At 46.1% G+C, this 18,738-nt stretch carries 14 protein-coding genes and 5 tRNA genes; 2 read left to right on the top strand and 17 right to left on the bottom strand.

Annotation, left to right across the window (positions count from 1 at the left end):
• Window positions 1-88: 88 nt before the first annotated feature.
• Window positions 89-3,538, top strand: coding sequence for a DUF4135 domain-containing protein (locus MJ595_RS19240; RefSeq protein WP_263079689.1), 3,450 nt, complete (start codon window positions 89-91; stop codon window positions 3,536-3,538).
• A gap of 72 nt (window positions 3,539-3,610) precedes the next feature.
• Here the strand turns inward: MJ595_RS19240 and MJ595_RS19235 are convergent, their stop codons facing one another.
• From MJ595_RS19235 to sctD, 4 genes are all read right to left on the bottom strand, one after another.
• Window positions 3,611-3,970: a hypothetical protein gene (locus MJ595_RS19235; protein ID WP_263079688.1), complete on the bottom strand. Its 360-nt coding sequence runs from the start codon at window positions 3,968-3,970 to the stop codon at window positions 3,611-3,613.
• 80 nt (window positions 3,971-4,050) lie between these two features.
• Window positions 4,051-4,329, bottom strand: coding sequence for an EscF/YscF/HrpA family type III secretion system needle major subunit (locus MJ595_RS19230; RefSeq protein WP_263079687.1), 279 nt, complete (start codon window positions 4,327-4,329; stop codon window positions 4,051-4,053).
• Window positions 4,330-4,388: 59 nt separating this feature from the next.
• Window positions 4,389-4,661, bottom strand: coding sequence for a hypothetical protein (locus MJ595_RS19225; RefSeq protein ID WP_263079685.1), 273 nt, complete (start codon window positions 4,659-4,661; stop codon window positions 4,389-4,391).
• Window positions 4,636-6,141 carry a type III secretion system inner membrane ring subunit SctD gene (gene sctD / locus MJ595_RS19220; RefSeq protein WP_263079683.1) on the bottom strand — a complete coding sequence of 502 codons (1,506 nt, stop codon included), beginning with the start codon at window positions 6,139-6,141 and terminating at the stop codon, window positions 4,636-4,638. The genes MJ595_RS19225 and sctD overlap by 26 nt, the downstream gene beginning before the upstream one ends.
• 612 nt (window positions 6,142-6,753) lie before the next feature.
• Here sctD and MJ595_RS19215 point away from each other — a divergent pair.
• Window positions 6,754-8,451, top strand: a complete 1,698-nt coding sequence (locus MJ595_RS19215; RefSeq protein WP_263079682.1) for an AMP-binding protein — start codon at window positions 6,754-6,756, stop codon at window positions 8,449-8,451.
• 136 nt (window positions 8,452-8,587) lie between these two features.
• Here the strand turns inward: MJ595_RS19215 and MJ595_RS19210 are convergent, their stop codons facing one another.
• From MJ595_RS19210 to MJ595_RS19150, 13 genes are all read right to left on the bottom strand, one after another.
• Window positions 8,588-8,989, bottom strand: coding sequence for a hypothetical protein (locus MJ595_RS19210; protein WP_263079681.1), 402 nt, complete (start codon window positions 8,987-8,989; stop codon window positions 8,588-8,590).
• A gap of 349 nt (window positions 8,990-9,338) precedes the next feature.
• Window positions 9,339-9,917: a DJ-1/PfpI family protein gene (locus MJ595_RS19205; RefSeq protein WP_263079680.1), complete on the bottom strand. Its 579-nt coding sequence runs from the start codon at window positions 9,915-9,917 to the stop codon at window positions 9,339-9,341.
• Between the two features lie 222 nt (window positions 9,918-10,139).
• Window positions 10,140-11,291 (bottom strand): hypothetical protein, encoded by a 1,152-nt coding sequence (locus tag MJ595_RS19200; protein ID WP_263079679.1) that lies wholly within the window; start codon window positions 11,289-11,291, stop codon window positions 10,140-10,142.
• Window positions 11,292-11,293: 2 nt separating this feature from the next.
• Window positions 11,294-12,769 (bottom strand): hypothetical protein, encoded by a 1,476-nt coding sequence (locus MJ595_RS19195; RefSeq protein ID WP_263079044.1) that lies wholly within the window; start codon window positions 12,767-12,769, stop codon window positions 11,294-11,296.
• Window positions 12,770-12,818: 49 nt separating this feature from the next.
• Entirely contained in the window at window positions 12,819-13,295 is a 477-nt protein-coding gene (locus MJ595_RS19190) for a hypothetical protein (protein ID WP_263079678.1), read from the bottom strand.
• A 267-nt stretch (window positions 13,296-13,562) separates the two neighbouring features.
• Window positions 13,563-14,447 carry a patatin family protein gene (locus tag MJ595_RS19185; RefSeq protein ID WP_263079677.1) on the bottom strand — a complete coding sequence of 295 codons (885 nt, stop codon included), beginning with the start codon at window positions 14,445-14,447 and terminating at the stop codon, window positions 13,563-13,565.
• A 50-nt stretch (window positions 14,448-14,497) separates the two neighbouring features.
• Window positions 14,498-14,574, bottom strand: a tRNA-Met gene (locus MJ595_RS19180).
• Window positions 14,575-14,631: 57 nt separating this feature from the next.
• Window positions 14,632-14,708 (bottom strand) — tRNA-Met (locus MJ595_RS19175).
• A 57-nt stretch (window positions 14,709-14,765) separates the two neighbouring features.
• A tRNA-Met gene (locus tag MJ595_RS19170) sits at window positions 14,766-14,842 on the bottom strand.
• A 57-nt stretch (window positions 14,843-14,899) separates the two neighbouring features.
• Window positions 14,900-14,976 (bottom strand) — tRNA-Met (locus tag MJ595_RS19165).
• Window positions 14,977-15,033: 57 nt separating this feature from the next.
• Window positions 15,034-15,110: transfer RNA gene (locus MJ595_RS19160), tRNA-Met, on the bottom strand.
• 267 nt (window positions 15,111-15,377) lie between these two features.
• Complete coding sequence (acs, locus tag MJ595_RS19155) at window positions 15,378-17,330, bottom strand: acetate--CoA ligase (RefSeq protein ID WP_263079676.1); 1,953 nt, start codon at window positions 17,328-17,330, stop codon at window positions 15,378-15,380.
• 704 nt (window positions 17,331-18,034) lie between these two features.
• A complete protein-coding gene (locus tag MJ595_RS19150) occupies window positions 18,035-18,715 on the bottom strand; it encodes a response regulator transcription factor (protein ID WP_263079675.1) in 681 nt (226 codons plus the stop codon).
• Between the last annotated feature and the right edge of the window lie 23 nt (window positions 18,716-18,738).

Here is an 18,738-nt window from a genome sequence, read left to right as displayed (position 1 = left end):
AATGGTGCGTTTTTTTGAAATTAGTTAAGATGTCTAAATTTAGAGAATTTTAACTCAGTGTTAATGAAATATTTCATGGAGTGGCAGAATGCAATTTAATAATAAAGATTTTTGTTTTTTATTTGGTGTGTTGGTTTCCAGGTGTAATGATGTATATCAAACTAACTATAATGGCTTGCAAAAAGCCAATGAAGACTTCCTGAAGGCTATTGTTTGTTGCAGTCATTTTAAGGAGTTGCATTTTTTTCTTGAAGATCAGCAAGTTCCTTTTTTTCGACAAGAATGGCAGGCTTATATAGATAAGTATGGTAGAGATAAGCAAATTAGAATTGTGCCTGTCAGCCACTTACCAGAATATCTTTCCCGCTATCAATACAGTGTTTTTCATAAGGGAGACCCTTATATTTCTGATCTGGCGGGTTTAAGGGAGCAGTATTCCGATGTTCTGTTTCCAATTACCGGCCGGGCGCATACCCTGAGTTTTGATAGCTATCTGTCAAAATCCCGCGACTTGATCTTATCACCAGTAAAACCATGTGATGCTATTTTATGCAGCTCACAGGCCCAGCAGCGGGTTATGGATCGTTTGTTGGGTTCTGCGGCTGAAGAGCTTTCAGTGTTTGCCAATAAAACAGTGGCGTTTTCAGGGCAATTAAGTGTGTTACCACTGGGAGAAAACGGAGATTTAGCATGCTCCCTGGATAATAAAAATCAGGCAAGGGATATTTTAGGCTATCCGGCAGATCAAACCCTGCTGTTATGTATTGGTCGTTTTTCTCCCTTTGACAAGATGGATTTGCACCCACTGCTTCTGGCTGCTAACGAGATAGTGGAAGAGCATGGAATTTCTGATTTTATATTGATTCTCGCAGGCAATGGGGATGCCTCCAGCGACTACATAAAATCCTTACTGACTCAGGCCTATGAGTTGAACCTTGAGCGACGCATCCGCTTTGAGCTTTCAGTAGATGAAGAAAGAAAGGATCTGCTGTTGCAAGCGGCTGATATCTTCGTTTCCGTAGCGGATAATGTTCAGGAAAGCTTTGGCCTGGCTCCTCTGGAAGCTATGAATTATAGCTTGCCAGTGGTGCTTTCTGAATGGAATGGTTATCGGGAATTGGTGGAGCATGGCAAAAGTGGTTTTTTAATTGAAACCCTTTCTGCCGATCACGATAGCCTGAGTCAGGGGATTTCTGTTATCCAGCCACAGCAGGCTCATTTGATTGAAGCGCAGGGAACGGCTATTGCGATTGACAGCCTGGTGCATAGCCTCGAACGATTGATCAGGGATAAGTCACTGCGAATCCAAATAGGCCAGGCCGCTAAAAGCCGGGTTCTGGATTATTATCACTGGCCCTTAGTGATTAACCAGTATCACGAGATTGTTGAGCAACTTAACAAAAAAGCCGCTGAACTGGATTATCAGTCAGGGAAACCGGCTGGTTTTTCATTTGAAAAAGTATTTGGCCATTATCCATCTGTAGTACTAAACAACAGTCATTATTTATTGACCACAGACAGGGCGATCAGGGTTCTGCTGATGATGGAGAAAGGCTTTCATTTCAGGGAGGTTCACCATCTACTGGATCAGCGGCAGGTGAGGGATATTGTTCTTTTCTGTCTCCGAGGAAAAGCGGTAAAGGAAGTGAGGCGACAGTTTCCTGATAGTAAAGAACAATTGCCGTTTGTGTTGCTGTGGATGTGTAAATACCAACTGCTTTCAAAATATGATTACGAGACTCAACATGATTCAGTTAATAGGGCGTCATCTTGTTTAAAAAGAGCGGATATTAAAGATCAGGCGGGTGTGAAAGAGACACTGAAAAATAGTGCCCCGGAAAGGCAGGGCTATCTGGCACCGGTGCTGAACTGGATAGCGAAGACGCTTTTACCATTAATTCAATCTTTAGATGGCTCAGGGGGGCAGTTGATTAAATCGCTGTTGACTAGCCAGGTTGACCTTATTGATGAAAAGGTGTTGCAGGCAATAGCCTGGTACGGTGAAGACAATGGCCTTTCCAGCTATCAGAAGACTTTGGATCTGCTCAATAAACAAGGAGGGCTTTATACCCTGGAGCAGGCCTATCCGGCCTGGTCAAGGGTGGGGAAAAAAATGCTGGTCACTCTGTGCCAGGGCGTCAAACACCTGTTTCGGCGTTTACAAACAGACCTCTCTGAAATTAATAACTGTTTTGGGGCGTTATGGGATAAACCAGCCACCAGGGTTATTGATATGGTGTTTCCTGCTATAGAAAAAGGGGCATCGACGGTCATTATTTCCTTTGATAACAATGAAAAACTGGTATACAAGGCACGGGATATCCGAATAGATGCCCTGATTGTCGGTGATGACAGTAACAGTTTAGCCAGTGAGCTTAATCATTGGCTGGGAGATTTTCCGGGCCTTGGTGCTTATAAAATGCTGCCAAAACAGGAGCAACTATCAGAAAAGACGGGTTTCTATGGCTATACCCAGTACATTGGTTCCCAACAGGAAATACAGGCGTTGTCCGATGCTGAAGCAAGGGATTATCACCGGAAGCTGGGAGTCATTACCGGACTTGCCATTCTGCTGGGGCTTTCAGATTTACATCAGCTCAATGTGATATCTGCACAAGGCACACCTTATCTGATTGATCTGGAAAAAGCTTTCCATGGCGGTGTATTCAAGGCTCTGGAACAGGAGTTGAGATCGCCGGCAACGGCATTTATTCAAGGTATAACAGACACCAGCTTTGAAAAAACCAGACTGACGGATATCTGGCAACTATTTCATAGTACCAGGCCAAAGCTCAGTGCAGTGAGTGTTAACCGAGATGTGTTTGAGGAGGCTGAACCTGGGGAGATAGAGGGGATTTATAGCAATATTATCAAAACGGCTACCTCTCACAGTCTGCTCAATCAGTCAGGGATGGCGGCTCGCTATGCAATGGATATCACGGAAGGGATTGCAGTGGTTTTTCGTACCCTGAGTGATCATTCCGGGCAATGGCTTGGTTTTCTTGAACGATGCAAAGATGTCCAGGTAAGATTTCAGCCAATGGTTGGCCTGCTGGCTGTACGACAACAGTTACGGGATTTACATGTCTTTAAGGGGTTTCAGGAATTCTCACTGAAAAGAACCCGGTACTATTTACAGCGGGTAGCCACCCACCTCTGTTTGTCCGGACAGGAAAGCCAGTGCTGGTTGAGTGAAGAGTGGCGTGAACCGATGGTCCGATTATCAGATGCTTTTGTGGCGCCATGGATGGCGGGACAGTTGGTTACACTGGTGAGGTATCCAGGGAAGTCTGAGGTTCTCACCAGAAACTTACTTGGGGGACTCAAGCCGGTTTACCTGGGTAACGATTATTTTCAGGTTGATGCGATCGATAAAGCAAAGGCTCTGTTTCAGCAGCTAGTGGCTGACTTGGAAACAGGCGGAGTCTTTCTTGAGCAGTTGACGACGATGATACAGCGTTGGCTAAGAGAAGAGTTGCAGCCTGGTATTGGTTTGCCCGCTGAGATAAGGAAAAAGCTGCTGTCCCGGATAGGATGATGGGTATTATTTAGACAGGGAATGGCAAATGAACAAATAGAAGCTCATGCCATTCCCATCATCCATTAAAGCTCAGTTGCTGCGAATATGATCAAGCAGCTCTTTAGCCATTTTAGAGGCGGCACTGTCATCGCTATTTTTAATGGCCTCCAGACAGTCTTCGCTTTTTTTATTATGGCCATCCAGCATAAGGGCCAGACCGATAAAGGCTTTGGCCGCAGCGCTGTCAGGTTCTTTTTGTAGTGCCTGTTTGGTTAAGATACTAATGGCTTCCTGGTATTTCTTTTTATTCATAAACTCCAGGGCATAGCCAATATCGGGCAGAATACTGTCGGGTTTTACCGCTTCTATCCCGGTGAATATGGCGAAAGCATGTTTTGTCTGTCCGGAGCTGCTGGCCATAAAACCAATATCAGCCAGGGTTTTGATCATATTATCTGATATCATTTTATTGGCCTCTTTTGTTCAGTGGTGCGCTGGATAATGGCATCCGATAAGTTGAATAAACCCGTTTAGATTTTTTGGATAATACTCTGGATTGTGTCCTTAATGGATTTGATGATACTGGATCGCAGGCCTTCTACAATCATGTATTTATTAAATTCCACCTGAAAGTTCACCATATCCTGGGTGCTATTGGGGTCCATATTATTGATACGGGTTTTCAGGTTTTGGTCCAGCCTTTGGGCTTGCTTGCCAAACTGTTCCTGAACGGAATCAAAATTAAATCCATCAGCCGGGCCAGGCTGACTTTCAGTGGAGTTGGACGTGGATCGGTAATCTCCAGCCATGTTTCTTCTCCCATTCCATTGGTTGAAGTCAGTGAGAGTGCTCTATTGCCTGCTCAGTGTTAGTCTTGGGGGTCTACTGCCTTGTTTTTATGGTGCTTTTTCCAGGTTTTACCCACGGTCTCTCCCGCAGCGGCAATAGCGAGTATCAGTGATTCCACTTTATTGAATTCTTCTGGCGATAGCGACTGGTCGCGAAGTGCCTTCAATTCGACCATTTTGTCGAACAGCTCACTCATAAGCTGGTCTCTATAACTACCGTCTTCATCGGTAATCAAGCGTTCTTCGAGGTCGGATATACGAATAGCTTCATTCTCGTGCTGATGTGACGCCACGTTTTCCTCCTAGCTGGAATTTTATTTTTTGTTTGCCATTGCTCAATAACAGGTAGTCGAGGCTAATGTCTTCAATGATAAAGCCGTTATCAAGTTTTGCGCCTATCAAATACTTGCCCCCGTCTTCCATAATGACATAGGGTATAGGTCCCATGCTCACCCCCCGAACAGTAATGGCAGGCTGTAGCGGACTCTTTGGAGTATTGGCTGCAACTAGTACACCTGAGGTATCCGATACATTCGCACTGTTTGACTGATCGGTTGCTTGAGGTTGCTGGAAAGTGAGTTGGGGGTTTTGGGCGTTGCGTGTGGCGATTATGACCTCAGGCTGGTTGTTAAAGCGATTTGTAAAACGGTTGACGACCTCTTTCAATTTATAGAATTGGCCTTCATCAAGCAGTAAGCCCTGAATCAGTATTTTTTCGGGGCGTTCGATCAAATGAACCCGGCTGGCCAGCCCTTTTTCTTTTATCATGGCCTTCAAGGAATTCACCCGCCCTGTCTGGTTCTCCACCTGATCAACCACAGAATTCAGGCCATAAATTTCTTCCTTGAGCATGTCGGTAATTTTATCAAGCTGATCGGATGACACCACATAACCGGTTAAAACCAAAGAACCTGGAGTATTATCAAGCTCAATGTTCAGTTTTTTGTAGCCCCTGTTCTTTAACAGGGCATCCGCATTGGCTCGCATATCATTCATCACCACAACCTGGGATCTGAAAGCCAGGTTTTCTTCTCTAAACAGGTTGAGGAGCTGCTCTTTTTTACTCCGGGCTTGGGTATAGCCTGTGACCAGCAGTGTGTTATCAGGCAGTTGACGGATTTTGATATCTGGAAGTTGCAGCTGATTTTTAATTAAGCGTGCCTGTTCAAGGGGGGGTGTTTTTCTGACACTGGCACTTTCATCAGGTCCGGAAAAGAGCAATATGGCGAAGACAGTCATTAAGATGATGATGGCAACGGGAACACCGATCAGCCATTTTTTGTCAATTTCCAGGGGGGCGTCCTGAGCTTCTTCTTCAGTATCGTCCTCTTTATCGCCTTCTTCTTCAGAAAAAGAGGATTCTGTGTGGCCCTCGTCTGCATCAGGATCCGGAAAGTCGTTGTCTTCAGAAGTGCCGGGTGAAGATTCGGCTGCTGGCTTTTGTAATTTGGGCACCTGTATTTCTGGCCAGTCCTGGTCTGCCGGGCCAAGCGCAAAATGAATACTGCTGGTGGTGAAAACATCAAAGAACCCTGGTATTAATTTCTCACCTTCAGGACTGCCATTGAGATAAAGGGGGTGCTGGGTTTCGGTGCTGACCTTTAATGATCCATCTTCGGCAATATCAATGATCAGTTCGATGTCAGCCAGGCTGGCATCAGTTAATATCAGGTCACAGTTTTCCCCTTTACCCAGAGAGTAACTTCCGGGTTCCAGCGGAATTTCTGCGCCTAGATGGTTGCCTGACAGAATTTTCAGGTAAAACTCTGTCATGGGCTAAAACTCCAGAAAAGGGGTTCAGGAAATGTCTTCCCGGTTTTTCTGTAAGTTTTCAGGAATGTCTGCAAAGCCAGGATCCTATTGTTTTTCAGGTTTTCAGGTCTCTGTCAGAGATGCCCTCGACCGCCATGAACAACAGGGCCTTTACCAATAACCCGCTCATGCATTGGGATAAATCCTGAGAATGGGTATTGGCTATTCTTTACCCTAGATTAAGTCAATCCTGATCTGATTGCCAGCAGATCAATGGGGTTGAGATAATGTATTGAACAAAATATGACAAAAGGACTCTGTTTATCAGGTGTTTTATTGATTATTTTGTTCACTTTTGTTTGTAAAACGGTACAATTTAACGGGCTAGCAGCCTGTCGAACTTAGCCGATCGTAGCGAGAAAAAGACCGGTTTGAGCCATTTTTTGTGCTGATTCGAGGCGAATAGTGGTTCTATTTAACGAGAATCAGCATAAAAAATGGCCAAATCCGGCTTTTTCGCAGTAGGTCAGAGCTAAGTCCGACAGGCTGCTAGTAACTGTCTTAGAAATCAAAATAGTCAGGATTGTCTGACATTGTAACAATAAAATAATCACAATAAAGAGCAGATAGTGTATGGACGGAACTTTTTGGAGTGGTAAAAGGCCGGCAGGTGTTGTGGACACTATTAACCCTGATGAGCATTCCAGTGTCCTGGCTGTTATTGAAAAGGTTTTGTCTGATCATGCGATCCGGCCAGCCTATACCGGAATAGGACATACCTTAACCTTCGCTGATATTGATCGATACAGTAAACGCTTTGCCAGCTACTTGCAGAATCATACGGATTTGAAACCGGGTGATCGTATTGCCATCCAGATGCCAAATCTCCTGCAATACCCTATTGCAGTCTACGGTGCTCTTCGTGCAGGGCTGGTAGTGGTGAATACCAACCCCCTCTATACCGCCAGGGAAATGAAGCACCAGTTTAATGATTCGGGCGCCAAGGCATTAGTCTTTCTGGATGTGTTTGGACATCTGGTTGAGGATATTATTGCTGATACGGGGATTAAGCACCTTATTTGCACTCGCCTGGCAGATATGCTGCCAACGCCTAAGAGGCAGCTTATTAATTTTGTTGCCAGGCATGTGAAGAAAATGGTTAAGCCTTTTAACCTGAAAGGTGTTGTTCCCTTTGCCACCGCATTAAAACAAGGTGTTAAGTCCCGTTATAGCCCACCACCTCCGAGTTCTCTGGAAGATGCGGTAGTTCTGCAATATACCGGTGGAACGACCGGTGTTGCCAAGGGAGCTATCCTGACCCATAGAAACCTCATTGCCAATATGCTTCAAGCCGGGGGGGTACTGGCCCAGGAAGGTGATGATGGTAAAAAGATTTTGCAGCCTGGGAAAGAGGTTATTGTGGCCCCTTTGCCTCTTTACCATATTTACGCCTTTACTGTGCATCTGTTATGCCTGCCTCTTTTGGGTAATCACAGTATATTAATTGCCAACCCCAGGGATACCGGTACCTTTATTCGCTTCCTGAAACCCTGGCGGTTTACCGGATTCATTGGTTTGAATACGTTGTTCGTCAGTTTGCTGAACCACCCGGAGTTTGCCAAGTGTGACTTTTCAGCGCTGAAGTTCACGCTTTCCGGTGGCACTGCCCTGAAAGAAGAGATTGGACATCGTTGGGAAAATTTCACCGGTTGTAAGGTTTCTGAAGCCTATGGCCTGACTGAGTGCTCTCCGGCAGTCTGTATGAATCCGGCAGGAGATCTGTCTCAACTGGGAACGGCGGGATTGCCCGTGCCAAGCACAGCACTTAAGGTTGTTGGTGATGATGGTCAGGAAATGGCGGTGGGGGAGCCGGGAGAGTTATGCGTCAAGGGGCCTCAGGTGATGAAAGGCTATTGGCAGCGACCAGAGGCTACCGCGGAAGTCCTTGATGCTGAGGGGTGGTTGAAAACCGGTGATGTGGCTGTTATACAGGAGGATGGCTTTGTAAAGATTGTGGATCGAATCAAGGATATGATACTGGTCTCGGGCTTCAATGTTTACCCCAATGAGATTGAGGATGTGGTGGCAGGAAACGAGAAGGTTGAAAACTGTGCTGCCATCGGGGTGCCTGATGATAAAACCGGGGAGAAGGTAAAACTATTCGTGGTGCCTGCTGATAAAAGCCTGACCTCTGATGAGTTGGTTGAATATTGTCGTTCTCATTTAACAGCTTATAAAGTGCCCAGGGATATTGAGTTTCGGGATGAACTGCCCATGACCCCGGTGGGTAAAATTCTTCGGAAGGATTTGAGGCAGCAGGAAACAGCTTAGGACTCCTGGTAGCCTTTCAGACAGGGAATAAATAAGCCGCCAGAATTGGCGGCTTATTTTGTGATCCGGATATTTCATAAAACGATATTAATTTGGTCGTTTGATGGGCTATCAGAGGCCTTATGAAATATTCGGATTATGCTGAAGGCTTTTGGCCAAAGTTCGGAAAGTATCTCTGCAGAATTTCCGGGTCATCTTTCAATGCTTCAAGAGCTTCATCCTGGGTTGTTGGGGTAATGCGGGTGTGGCTTAATTTCATGTAGCGGATACTGGCATCGAACCAGAACCAGTGTCCTTCTTCTGTCAGGCAAAGAGCCCTGGCATGGTAGTTGGGTGAAGGAACTATGGGTAATGCCACTGAGCTGTGGAGCGATTTCCTAACAACGGTAGCATCGTGACAGGAATAGGTGACACTATTATAAATGCGTTCAAAACGATCAAATTCCTCGCCAATCAGGGATTCAGCTACCTGGTCTTGCCTCCGGCTGAGGTAGTACAGGGCCAGGGCGCAGAAAATCATCACTAATATACTTTCCATATTCATACCTCTCGATCAGGATTTTGCTCCAGGCTTCCCTGCTGTCTCGGTAAACCCTTATACGTATTTTACACATAGTTATTGGGTTGCGTTCAAGTATGAATAAAGAAAATTAAAGTCAGAGTGATTATGAAGGACTCAATGAGTTATGAGGTCATAGATGGTGAGGTGATACCAAGGGGAGTATACCAAACGTACGACACAAGGTTGGTGTCGCACTAAACTCAAGCCTGTTTGAAGGCAGGATATTCCAGGCGTGCTCATTAAGCGAAGGGATTACTAAAGCGCGCCCCTCACAGTTCCATAAAATTACGGTTCTCGAACTGGGCGCGGTTTAGCATTGAGGGTACTAAAGAGCCCAATCAGCAATCAGCTGTTTGGCGATTGGCCGATAAGTATCTTTTCCGTATAGCATATCAATCAGTTTGAAGGAAAAACTAAAGGCATTGCCAGGGCCCTGGGCGGTAATAACATGTTTGTGCTGGTCAACCACCACTGAAGCTCCAAGTTGGGGCATGGCGCCTTCCAGTTCATCAAGAAAGCTCGGATAGCAGGTTGCCTTGACATTGTCGAGTAAGCCGTGGTGAGAAAGTACTATTGCTGGTGAGGCACAAATCGCAGCATACCAGCGATTGGCTTTTTGCTGTGCTTTTAGCAGTGAAGTTAGATGGGGGCAGTCCCTTAAGTGTTCAGCACCAGGCATTCCGCCGGGCAGTGCAATAAGCTGATACAGTGCCTGTCCGCATGATTCTATATGACACTCTGCTTTCAGCTGTACTCCCCGGGATGCGGTAATATCCATTGAGCCATCAGCTTGACAGCTTGCCACTGTGACACGGGCTCCTGCCCGTCGCAGTGTGTCGATAATCGTAACAGCTTCGATTTCTTCACAGCCATCGGCTATGGGGACAAGAACCTGTTTGCTCATGATCGGTCCTCACAATTGATGAATATCCAGTTTTTTTTGTTCAGGGAGGTGTTATAGGGTGCTTTCACCAGGATCCGGTTTTATGGGGAAGCTTCAACAACTCCTGGCAAGAAGTATAGAGGGTCTATGTCTTTATGCGCTAAATGGGATTTTCTGTTATGACAGGCTATGCGATAGAATTTTAGTGCACGCTGGGTGCAGAGCATATGTTTTATCCGTTGCTTATGCTCGTCTCTTGAACCATTTGACATAGATAGCAATCATTGCCGTTATTATAACCGTAGCGAAGGGCATTGCAGCGCTGCTAATGTTATGGCTATGGGAAGGAAGGTATAACTGATGCTCTGGCGTAAATGGCGTTGAATAATCCCTAGCAGCACTGAATGTAGAGATAGTAGCAGGCGTCGGTTGCAAGGGCGGGTGAGTCAGCAGCCGTAAATTTTCACCGGTGACGTTACGGCAGTTGCTATCAGGAAGGCCGGCAGGGTATCCCGAACCCTCGGCACGATTAAAATTTTTAGTTTTGTTAACAAGGATCCTGTTAACAACTTTATTGGTCATAATGTCTTTACGCCACCGCGCTAAGTGTTGGATATTTTGTTTTGCTATCAATGCTTTTTGGTAAGGGTCAATTTCATTTTTAAAAACACCGGCAAATACAGATTGCCCAAATTTTGCAAGCTCAGGATTTACCCGCTCTTGAAAAGGAGCAAAAGGTGAGTAGATGGGAAGTTTATTTAATGTAATGGCCAGGAAAAGGCTTTGATTGCTGGTTACTCCCACAACTTCTTCTGATAAGGCAAAAAGGGCGGTATACTGGTTGTCAACCAGTAGTGGTAAATGAACAAGATGGGCTGTCTTTCCTGACGGGTTTTCTTCCAGGGATATATTTTTAACCTCATATGACTGGGTGTGAAATACAACGTTTGCTATACCATTCTCTCTAAGTAATTTTTTAAATACCGGATGATTCACTGTACTCTCATCCATATTGGACAACACCCAAAAGTCCTGTTCATCCTCTTCCATATAACCCGCTAATGCAACGAATTCACCGAATGCATCTTCTGTATGCTTATATGCCATATAATAATGAGGTTTCCCATCACTTCTTTTTGACTGATTAAGAATATCGCCAAGTTTTGGGTGCTGGTCTAAAGCGGCTTTGAAATCCTTTGAAAACCCTCTCATGTCTTTGCCTTTCCTCACTTTATTTAGAACGTGAGGGGCTATCAATATTCCATCACGATCTTTACCAAGACCCAGTTTAACTGAGTCCTTGCATTTGCAAGGGCGTACAGGGCTTTCTATTACGCCGACATCTATACATTTATTTCTGGGGATTTGTATGGGTGAAAGTCTCATATTGACCACAACTAAACACTGCCACCTTTCTCTGGGAATGGTATGACATTGCTTGTAGCAGCCTTGGTGACTTTCCCGCAATAAGTTGCAGCAAATAACTTCCAGCCATTTTCAAACCAGTGGCTCTGAACTAATGACCGAAGCGTCAATACGCCCTGACCACCCGGATTTCGCCAGCGCATACCTGAGCACTTCATCCGCTGGGTAACCAAGGTTTTACAGGCTGCCTCTACCACACCAGAGCCGATCGGAAGGTTATTCGACAAGTGTTCAGCATAGCGCATACGCTGGCGATTTTTTCTGAAATACTCCAGCTCGGTCTTTAATTTTGAGCGGCGCGGATGCTTTTTATGCTGATAAGCCAGGGCTTTAATAATGCGCTCAACCCCATCGAGTTCCTCTTTTAGGACGTGTCGGTAAGTGACAAACTTTTCTTTGGACTTGATGCTGTTTTCTCCATAAGCCTGGTCAAATGCTTTCTTCAGGTGATCGGCTGCGTGGTAGTAATCAATAACCTCAACACCCGCTGGTAGTTCCTGGGAAAGGTATGACCAGTTGTCCTTGGCGCCATCAGCGACTTTGACCAGTGACAGCTGTGGCTTTTGTCGCAACGCTTCTTGCAATAGTGCTGACAAAGACTGCTTGAGTGTGAGTTTTTTAGTTTCTGGCATTCGTCCTATGCGGACTGTTGATAAACGCTCCCCCTGTTGATCGTAAAACGACAAAGTTCCGCAACTGGCCTCCTTGCAACCTGTTGGCCCTTGAGTCCGTTTGCCTTCAGAAGCGCTCCTGGCTCGCTTTTCTACTCGTTTGCCATCTTTCATGGGCAGCATAACGCCATCCAGGGAGGCGGCTACTGTGACCGCATTGGTGGGCACGTTAAGTTTCTCAATAAGCATCTCTTCAAAAGGCTCACGGTGCTGTTCCCACTGAGTATTAAATTGCCTGGGGAAACGAGCAAGACTGCTTTCTGAGGGAGACATACCTCCCATGAGATCAAGGAGGCTTTTTGCTTCACCGGGAGACATTTGAGCAACAACCCAGGCAGCTTGCTTTGCAGCCCGAGGCGTCCAGAAGCCTTCCACGATCCCGGCTTTCAACTCCATGGGCACGATACACGGCTCTTTGCCGTTACGGTAAAGTGTTCGCATAACCCGGACTGAACCAACCGCTGTCTGGTAGGTTTTATAACTGCGCAACACCTGCTTATAAGTGATCCCGCTGACCTCAATAGCTGGGGTATCAATATCAAGCTCAGCCAGCGCCTCTGCTAAAAAATCTTGCTGAGCTTGATTAAAGAGAGCATTAACGGTCTGCTCAAACTCTTCAAAGTGCCTGATAGGATTGCCAGACTCTCGCAGAGCCTGCAATTGGTGGCCTAACCGTTGAATCGCATCACAAGAAATGGTGGCGGCTTCAGTCCGTAGCTGACATACTTCCATGGGGCGGCCTCTCACTGGCAAGGTGTTGTGTGCTATCAACATCATACCTGTGATTGGCTGCCTTCTGTTTAAGCATTGAAAAAATAGCTGCCTACTACTTTCCCCGGTTGGCAAGCTGAAGAAGCTCGGTCAATTTGAGACTTTCACCCATTTGTATATTATCTGCCACCCAGAAGATGCCTATTATTACTGTTGATGATTCGTCAATCCACTGCTGAGCCTTTTTAAAATCATCTTCCCATAAATAGCCAAAATGATGATTGTGATAATAAGAAGGTAGCCATAATACCTCAACATCATTTGAAAATTGAAATAAGTCTTTATTCTCGATAGGTCTTTCATGTCCAACTGATCCACCTGAACCTTCAAAAATGACTCTTATCTTCCTGTCTTTAAAGTTATGACTAAATAAATCAGCTAAGTTCTGAACATAGGCTTTATAGCCTAGGTTAACATTATCGGAAGTGACAATCGTAATAGGGTCATTTGTCACGGGAAATGCTTTGGCTGTGGTGGAAAAATATTGAAATAATACTAATTGAACAAGTAAAAGAAGCTTTATGTTACGCATAAATAAACCAGAATTTTTTATCTAATTGCTTTTCTGACCAATAAGTTCCCAATAAGTTCCCAATAAGTTCACAGGACGTATTTTGTCAGTAAAACCAAAATGGTGGTTTTGTCTCTGGGGGTAGCTTTCGATATTCTTGCTGATGGTTAAAATATTGGAACCCCATACAGAATAAGAAATGCAGAGGGTTCACCACTGGTCAACATGAGAGTTTCATCCAATGATAAAGCCGCCATAAGGTTTAAATTCATTAGCCTTCAGCGGTTTCTATTTTGCCATTTTCTCTGTTAGGGCATATCCCTCGGTATAGCCCAAATGATAGTCAGCCACAAGCTTGGCTCTGTCTCGTGTGTTACGGGAACTGCTCAATGGGCTTTGTGGGGCTACCTGAGTGATGGTTATACCCTCTTTTTCATTAAAGCCATGCAAATCATCAATGCTGTTATTATAGATGGAGTCTTGCTGTTGAATCAGCTCGGATATAACGGGCTTGCTTCTGTACTGCCAGGCCAGTAGCCTTCCAGTGGTTGATGCTTTTTTATGTTCATTAACTGGCCGCGTTCTGATGATAATAATATCGTTGTAACCATCCTCTATAGCCTTCATGACGGGTAATGGATCCGAAAGGCTGCCATCCATGAGATACTTGTTGTCTACCTTAATGGCATTCCGGTAAATCATTGGCAGGGCACTGCTTGCTTTGAGAACTGTCGTTAGTGTTTCCTGCCGGGTATCTTCTGAAATATCAAGGTATGTGGGTACGCCTGTATCTGTGCAGGTGGTTACCGTATAAAAAGCCCTTGAGGCCAGCCCTTGTTTAAACCGTCTGTAATCAAGGGAGTGTTGGCGATTAATCTTTTCAAAGAAAAAATCAAGGTCGAATAAATGACCACCTCTCAAAAAACGTGAGAGGCTAATAAATTTCGGGTTCTGGCAAAGACCTGTATATATCTCAAGATTTCTTCCCCGTTGACCGGAGATAAATGAAGTCAGATTGAGTGCACCAGCGGAAACGCCATAATAGGCATCGAAATGACGGAATCTTTTGTCATGGAAGGCATCGAGCACGCCTGCTGTGAACACGCCGCGCATACCGCCACCTTCGACGACCAGCGCTCTCTTTTTTGTGCAAGGGGTAATGGTTGGTTGCATTCGTGCTTTCAAGACAAAAAAAAACCGGCTTGCTAGCCGGTTTATATTAGTGGTTGCGGGAGCTGGATTTGAACCAACGACCTTCGGGTTATGAGCCCGACGAGCTACCAGACTGCTCCATCCCGCGACAGAAACTCTCTTGCTGACAATAGATAACTGTCTGACTTATCTATTGCGCTAAAACTGGTTGCGGGAGCTGGATTTGAACCAACGACCTTCGGGTTATGAGCCCGACGAGCTACCAGACTGCTCCATCCCGCGACAGAAACTCTCTTGCTGACAATAGATAACTGTCTGACTTATCTATTGCGCTAAAACTGGTTGCGGGAGCTGGATTTGAACCAACGACCTTCGGGTTATGAGCCCGACGAGCTACCAGACTGCTCCATCCCGCGACAGAAACTCTCTTGCTGACAATAGATAACTGTCTGACTTATCTATTGCGCTAAAACTGGTTGCGGGAGCCGGATTTGAACCAACGACCTTCGGGTTATGAGCCCGACGAGCTACCAGACTGCTCCATCCCGCGACAGAAACTCTCTTGCTGACAATAGATAACTGTCTGACTTATCTATTGCATTAAAACTGGTTGCGGGAGCCGGATTTGAACCAACGACCTTCGGGTTATGAGCCCGACGAGCTACCAGACTGCTCCATCCCGCGACAAATCTTTTTGGACAGTACCCCGCTAATCTCACGCTGCTTAATCAATGTGAGATGGCTTGGCTCTGTCTCGAATGAGGCTGCATTATAGGTTTGTTATTTGTAATGTCAATAAACAAATGGCAATAGATAGATAAGACTAATTTGTTAAATACTCCGTTTCCCACCGCAGACAAAGCTAAAAAACTATAATCACTGCTCACTGTCCACTGCTATAAAAGGGCGTTGACGTTTATACAGTAAAACCATCAAGCCCTTCAAAAGCCTTTAGCTGGTTAATGCCCTGTTTTTAATCAAGTGATCAACAACATCAGGATCAGCCAGGGTAGAAATATCGCCCAGGTTGTCATTTTCCCCTGTTGCGATCTTTCGTAAGATCCGCCGCATTATTTTTCCGGAACGGGTTTTGGGAAGGCCGGGAGCCCACTGGATAATATCAGGGGTGGCAATGGGGCCAATCTCTTTTCTAACCCAGTTCCTTAATTCATCCTTAAGCTCTTCTGAATAAACTGAGTCGCTGTTCAGCGTGACATAAACATAAATACCCTGACCCTTTATGTGGTGAGGAAAACCAACCACAGCCGCTTCGGCCACCTGCATATGAGCGACCATGGCAGACTCTATCTCGGCGGTTCCCATTCGATGGCCGGAAACATTCAACACATCATCGACACGTCCGGTAATCCAGTAAAACCCGTCACTGTCACGACGGGCTCCATCGCCGGTACAATAAAGGCCCTTAAATGTGGAAAAATAGGTTTGGATAAACCGTTCATGATCGTTATAGACAGTGCGCGCCTGCCCGGGCCAGCTATCAATGATGACCAGGTTGCCCTCGGCAGGTCCATCCACAATACGCCCCATATTATCTACCAGTGCAGGCTGAACGCCAAAGAAAGGTCGAGTGGCTGAGCCCGGTTTGAGTTCAGTGGCTCCGGGAAACGGGGTGATCATAATGCCACCCGTTTCTGTCTGCCACCAGGTGTCAACGATGGGGCACCGGGATTCCCCAATGGTGTTGTAATACCAGTTCCAGGCTTCAGGGTTAATGGGCTCACCGACACTTCCCAGTAACCTTAAGCTACTTCGATGGGTGTTCTCTACAGCTTTATTGCCTTGGGCCATCAGGGAGCGTATAGCCGTTGGTGCTGTATAAAGGATATTGACCTGGTGTTTATCAATAACGGAACTGAGTCGGTTGGTTTCCGGATAATTGGGCAGGCCTTCATGCATGACAATGGTGGCACCATTAAGCAGGGGGCCGTAAACCACATAGGAATGCCCGGTGACCCAGCCCACATCGGCATTACACCAGAAGACTTCGTTATCCTTGTAATCAAACACATATTCAAAGGTCATTGAGGCGTAAACCAGATAGCCACCTGTGGTATGCAGAACGCCTTTGGGTTTTCCTGTTGAGCCAGATGTGTACAGAATAAAAAGCGGGTCTTCAGCATTGAGTTCACGGGGCTCGCAATGGGGTGAGGCTAGCCGGGCAAGATCCTGCCAGCAGACATCCCGGTGGTGATGCCAGGGAATATCCGCATGGGTGTGCTTGAAAACAATGACTTTCTCAACGGATCGGGTCTCAGGGTGGGTAAGGGCCTCATCCACATTTTCTTTTAATGGGATTTTCTTTCCTCCTCTAACCCCTTCATCGGCAGTGACTACCACTTTAGCGCTGGAGTCAATAATTCGTCCGGCCAGTGCTTCGGGGGAAAAACCACCAAAAACCACTGAATGAATGGCACCGATCCGGCTACAGGCCAGCATGGCAACCGCTGCTTCAACCACCATGGGCATATAGATGGCAACCACGTCACCTTGCCTGACACCCTGGCTTTTCAACGCATTGGCAAACCGGGATACTTTTTCATGGAGTTCGTTATAAGTGACTTTTTGGCCGGGCTGATTGTCATCATCAGGTTCCCAGATAATGGCAACCTGGTCACCTTTGTCTTCAAGGTGGCGGTCAAGACAATTGTAGGAAGCATTGGTGGTTCCGTCATAGAACCATTTAATATTGACATGGTGTTCGTCAAAGGAGACCTTGCGAACTTTATTATAAGGCTGAAACCAGTCTATCCGTTGACCGTGTTTCCGCCAAAAACCTTCGGGGTTGATAATGGATTCCTGATACATATCCAGGTACTGGTCATTATCAATCAGGGCTTTTTCCTTAACCTCTGGCTTTACCGGATAAAGGGTGGCTTCGGTCATGGTAATTCCTTTCTGATTTTTATTCTTTATAGTTAACAAACGTTTTGCCTGCATCATCGGCACCGTCCTAACGTTTGAGCAAAACTGCCGCCCATAAAAAAACGCTAGAAACTAGGGGCTGTTGACGTTTGCTCGTGTGCTCAGCCAAAACCAGCGGTTTCGTGACTAGACGCAGTAGCGCAGGAATAACCTAAAGGTCACACGTACTCACGTCTTTCAAGCTACTGCAACGACGGCACGGAATCGCTGGTTTTGGCCCTTCGGGTGGCTCGTAAAGCGGCTTTCCGACTGCGTTGGACTGGCTTGACGTAGAACAACTATGCCTGCACCAGTCCTCCTTGGGGAAAACCGCTTTACGAGCCACTGAGCTCATGATCAAACGTCAACAGCCCCTAATCATTTGTTACAGGTGGGTATTCTCAATAAAGCGTGAGAATTCTTCAAGGGAAAGGAATAAGGTGAATTGTAATTTTTTGCAGCTTGTGAGGGTGTCGCGAAACTTAGTTCAGCGTGAAAAACCGGGTGCTGTGGTGAATCAAAACACCTTTTGCGACACCCTCTTGTGGCTGGGGAGTACACCGTTGGTGTAACACGTCTTACTATCTGAACGGGTATACATCAGATTACCGGCATCCTGCCGGGAGTGCATGCGGAGGTTTCAGTTTATGCAGGTGTGTTATGGGTATTAAGGGTTTATTGAGCTTTTATTGCGGGCCTTCAGTATTTCCAGAGTTGGTTTCAGAAGAGGGAGGTTCGATTTCCAGCTCCTGTATAGCAATTACGGCCTGGGTTCGGCTGCGTACGCCGAGCTTTTTGAAAATAGCCGTGACATGGGCCTTTATGGTGGCTTCGGAAACTTCAAGCTCAAAAGCAATTTGCTTATTCAATAACCCTTCGCTGATCATGCCCAGAACCCGGAACTGTTGTGGAGTCAGGCTAGCCAGTCGGGATTCAATATCAGGAGCCTTGACCTCGTCGTCTGGCAGTGAGGATAATTCTGGTGGTAGCCATTTGGCACCGGATAGCAGGGTGTTTATGGCTTCATTCATGGTTTCCATGGGCAGTGACTTGGGAATAAAACCACTGGCACCATGATGTATTGCCCGTTTGATGACACCGGCGTCTTCCGTAGCAGAAACAATGGCCACAGGAATATTAGGGTGCTGGCCTCGAAGGAATATCAGTCCGGAAAGGCCATGGGCGCCGGGCATATGAAGGTCAAGCAGGATCAGGTCGGGAGAGTGCCCCTGATCCATTATATTTTGCAGTTCAGCAATGGTGCCGGCTTCATACACGGCAGGATTTTCCAAAACCTGGCCGAGGGCGGCTTGCATTGCTGTGCGAAATAGGGGGTGGTCGTCTGCTATGATTATTGTTTTAGCCATATCCTGAGATTGCCACTTTTGTG

This window comes from Endozoicomonas sp. Mp262 (assembly GCF_025643335.1).
GTDB lineage: Bacteria > Pseudomonadota > Gammaproteobacteria > Pseudomonadales > Endozoicomonadaceae > Endonucleibacter.
Note: the sequence above shows the minus strand (reverse complement) of the source record. Positions and strands in the feature narration are given on the sequence as shown.

What these genes read in the sequence shown, in the direction of transcription:
- MJ595_RS19185 (WP_263079677.1), bottom strand. Translation starts at nt 14,447, where the DNA reads ATGCAACCAACCATTACCCCTTGCACAAAAAAGAGAGCGCTGGTCGTC.
- MJ595_RS19190 (WP_263079678.1), bottom strand. Translation starts at nt 13,295, where the DNA reads ATGCGTAACATAAAGCTTCTTTTACTTGTTCAATTAGTATTATTTCAA.
- MJ595_RS19210 (WP_263079681.1), bottom strand. Translation starts at nt 8,989, where the DNA reads ATGGAAAGTATATTAGTGATGATTTTCTGCGCCCTGGCCCTGTACTAC.
- acs (WP_263079676.1), bottom strand. Translation starts at nt 17,330, where the DNA reads ATGACCGAAGCCACCCTTTATCCGGTAAAGCCAGAGGTTAAGGAAAAA.
- MJ595_RS19205 (WP_263079680.1), bottom strand. Translation starts at nt 9,917, where the DNA reads ATGAGCAAACAGGTTCTTGTCCCCATAGCCGATGGCTGTGAAGAAATC.
- MJ595_RS19195 (WP_263079044.1), bottom strand. Translation starts at nt 12,769, where the DNA reads ATGATGTTGATAGCACACAACACCTTGCCAGTGAGAGGCCGCCCCATG.
- MJ595_RS19230 (WP_263079687.1), bottom strand. Translation starts at nt 4,329, where the DNA reads ATGGCTGGAGATTACCGATCCACGTCCAACTCCACTGAAAGTCAGCCT.
- MJ595_RS19240 (WP_263079689.1), top strand. Translation starts at nt 89, where the DNA reads ATGCAATTTAATAATAAAGATTTTTGTTTTTTATTTGGTGTGTTGGTT.
- MJ595_RS19150 (WP_263079675.1), bottom strand. Translation starts at nt 18,715, where the DNA reads ATGGCTAAAACAATAATCATAGCAGACGACCACCCCCTATTTCGCACA.
- sctD (WP_263079683.1), bottom strand. Translation starts at nt 6,141, where the DNA reads ATGACAGAGTTTTACCTGAAAATTCTGTCAGGCAACCATCTAGGCGCA.
- MJ595_RS19235 (WP_263079688.1), bottom strand. Translation starts at nt 3,970, where the DNA reads ATGATCAAAACCCTGGCTGATATTGGTTTTATGGCCAGCAGCTCCGGA.
- MJ595_RS19215 (WP_263079682.1), top strand. Translation starts at nt 6,754, where the DNA reads ATGGACGGAACTTTTTGGAGTGGTAAAAGGCCGGCAGGTGTTGTGGAC.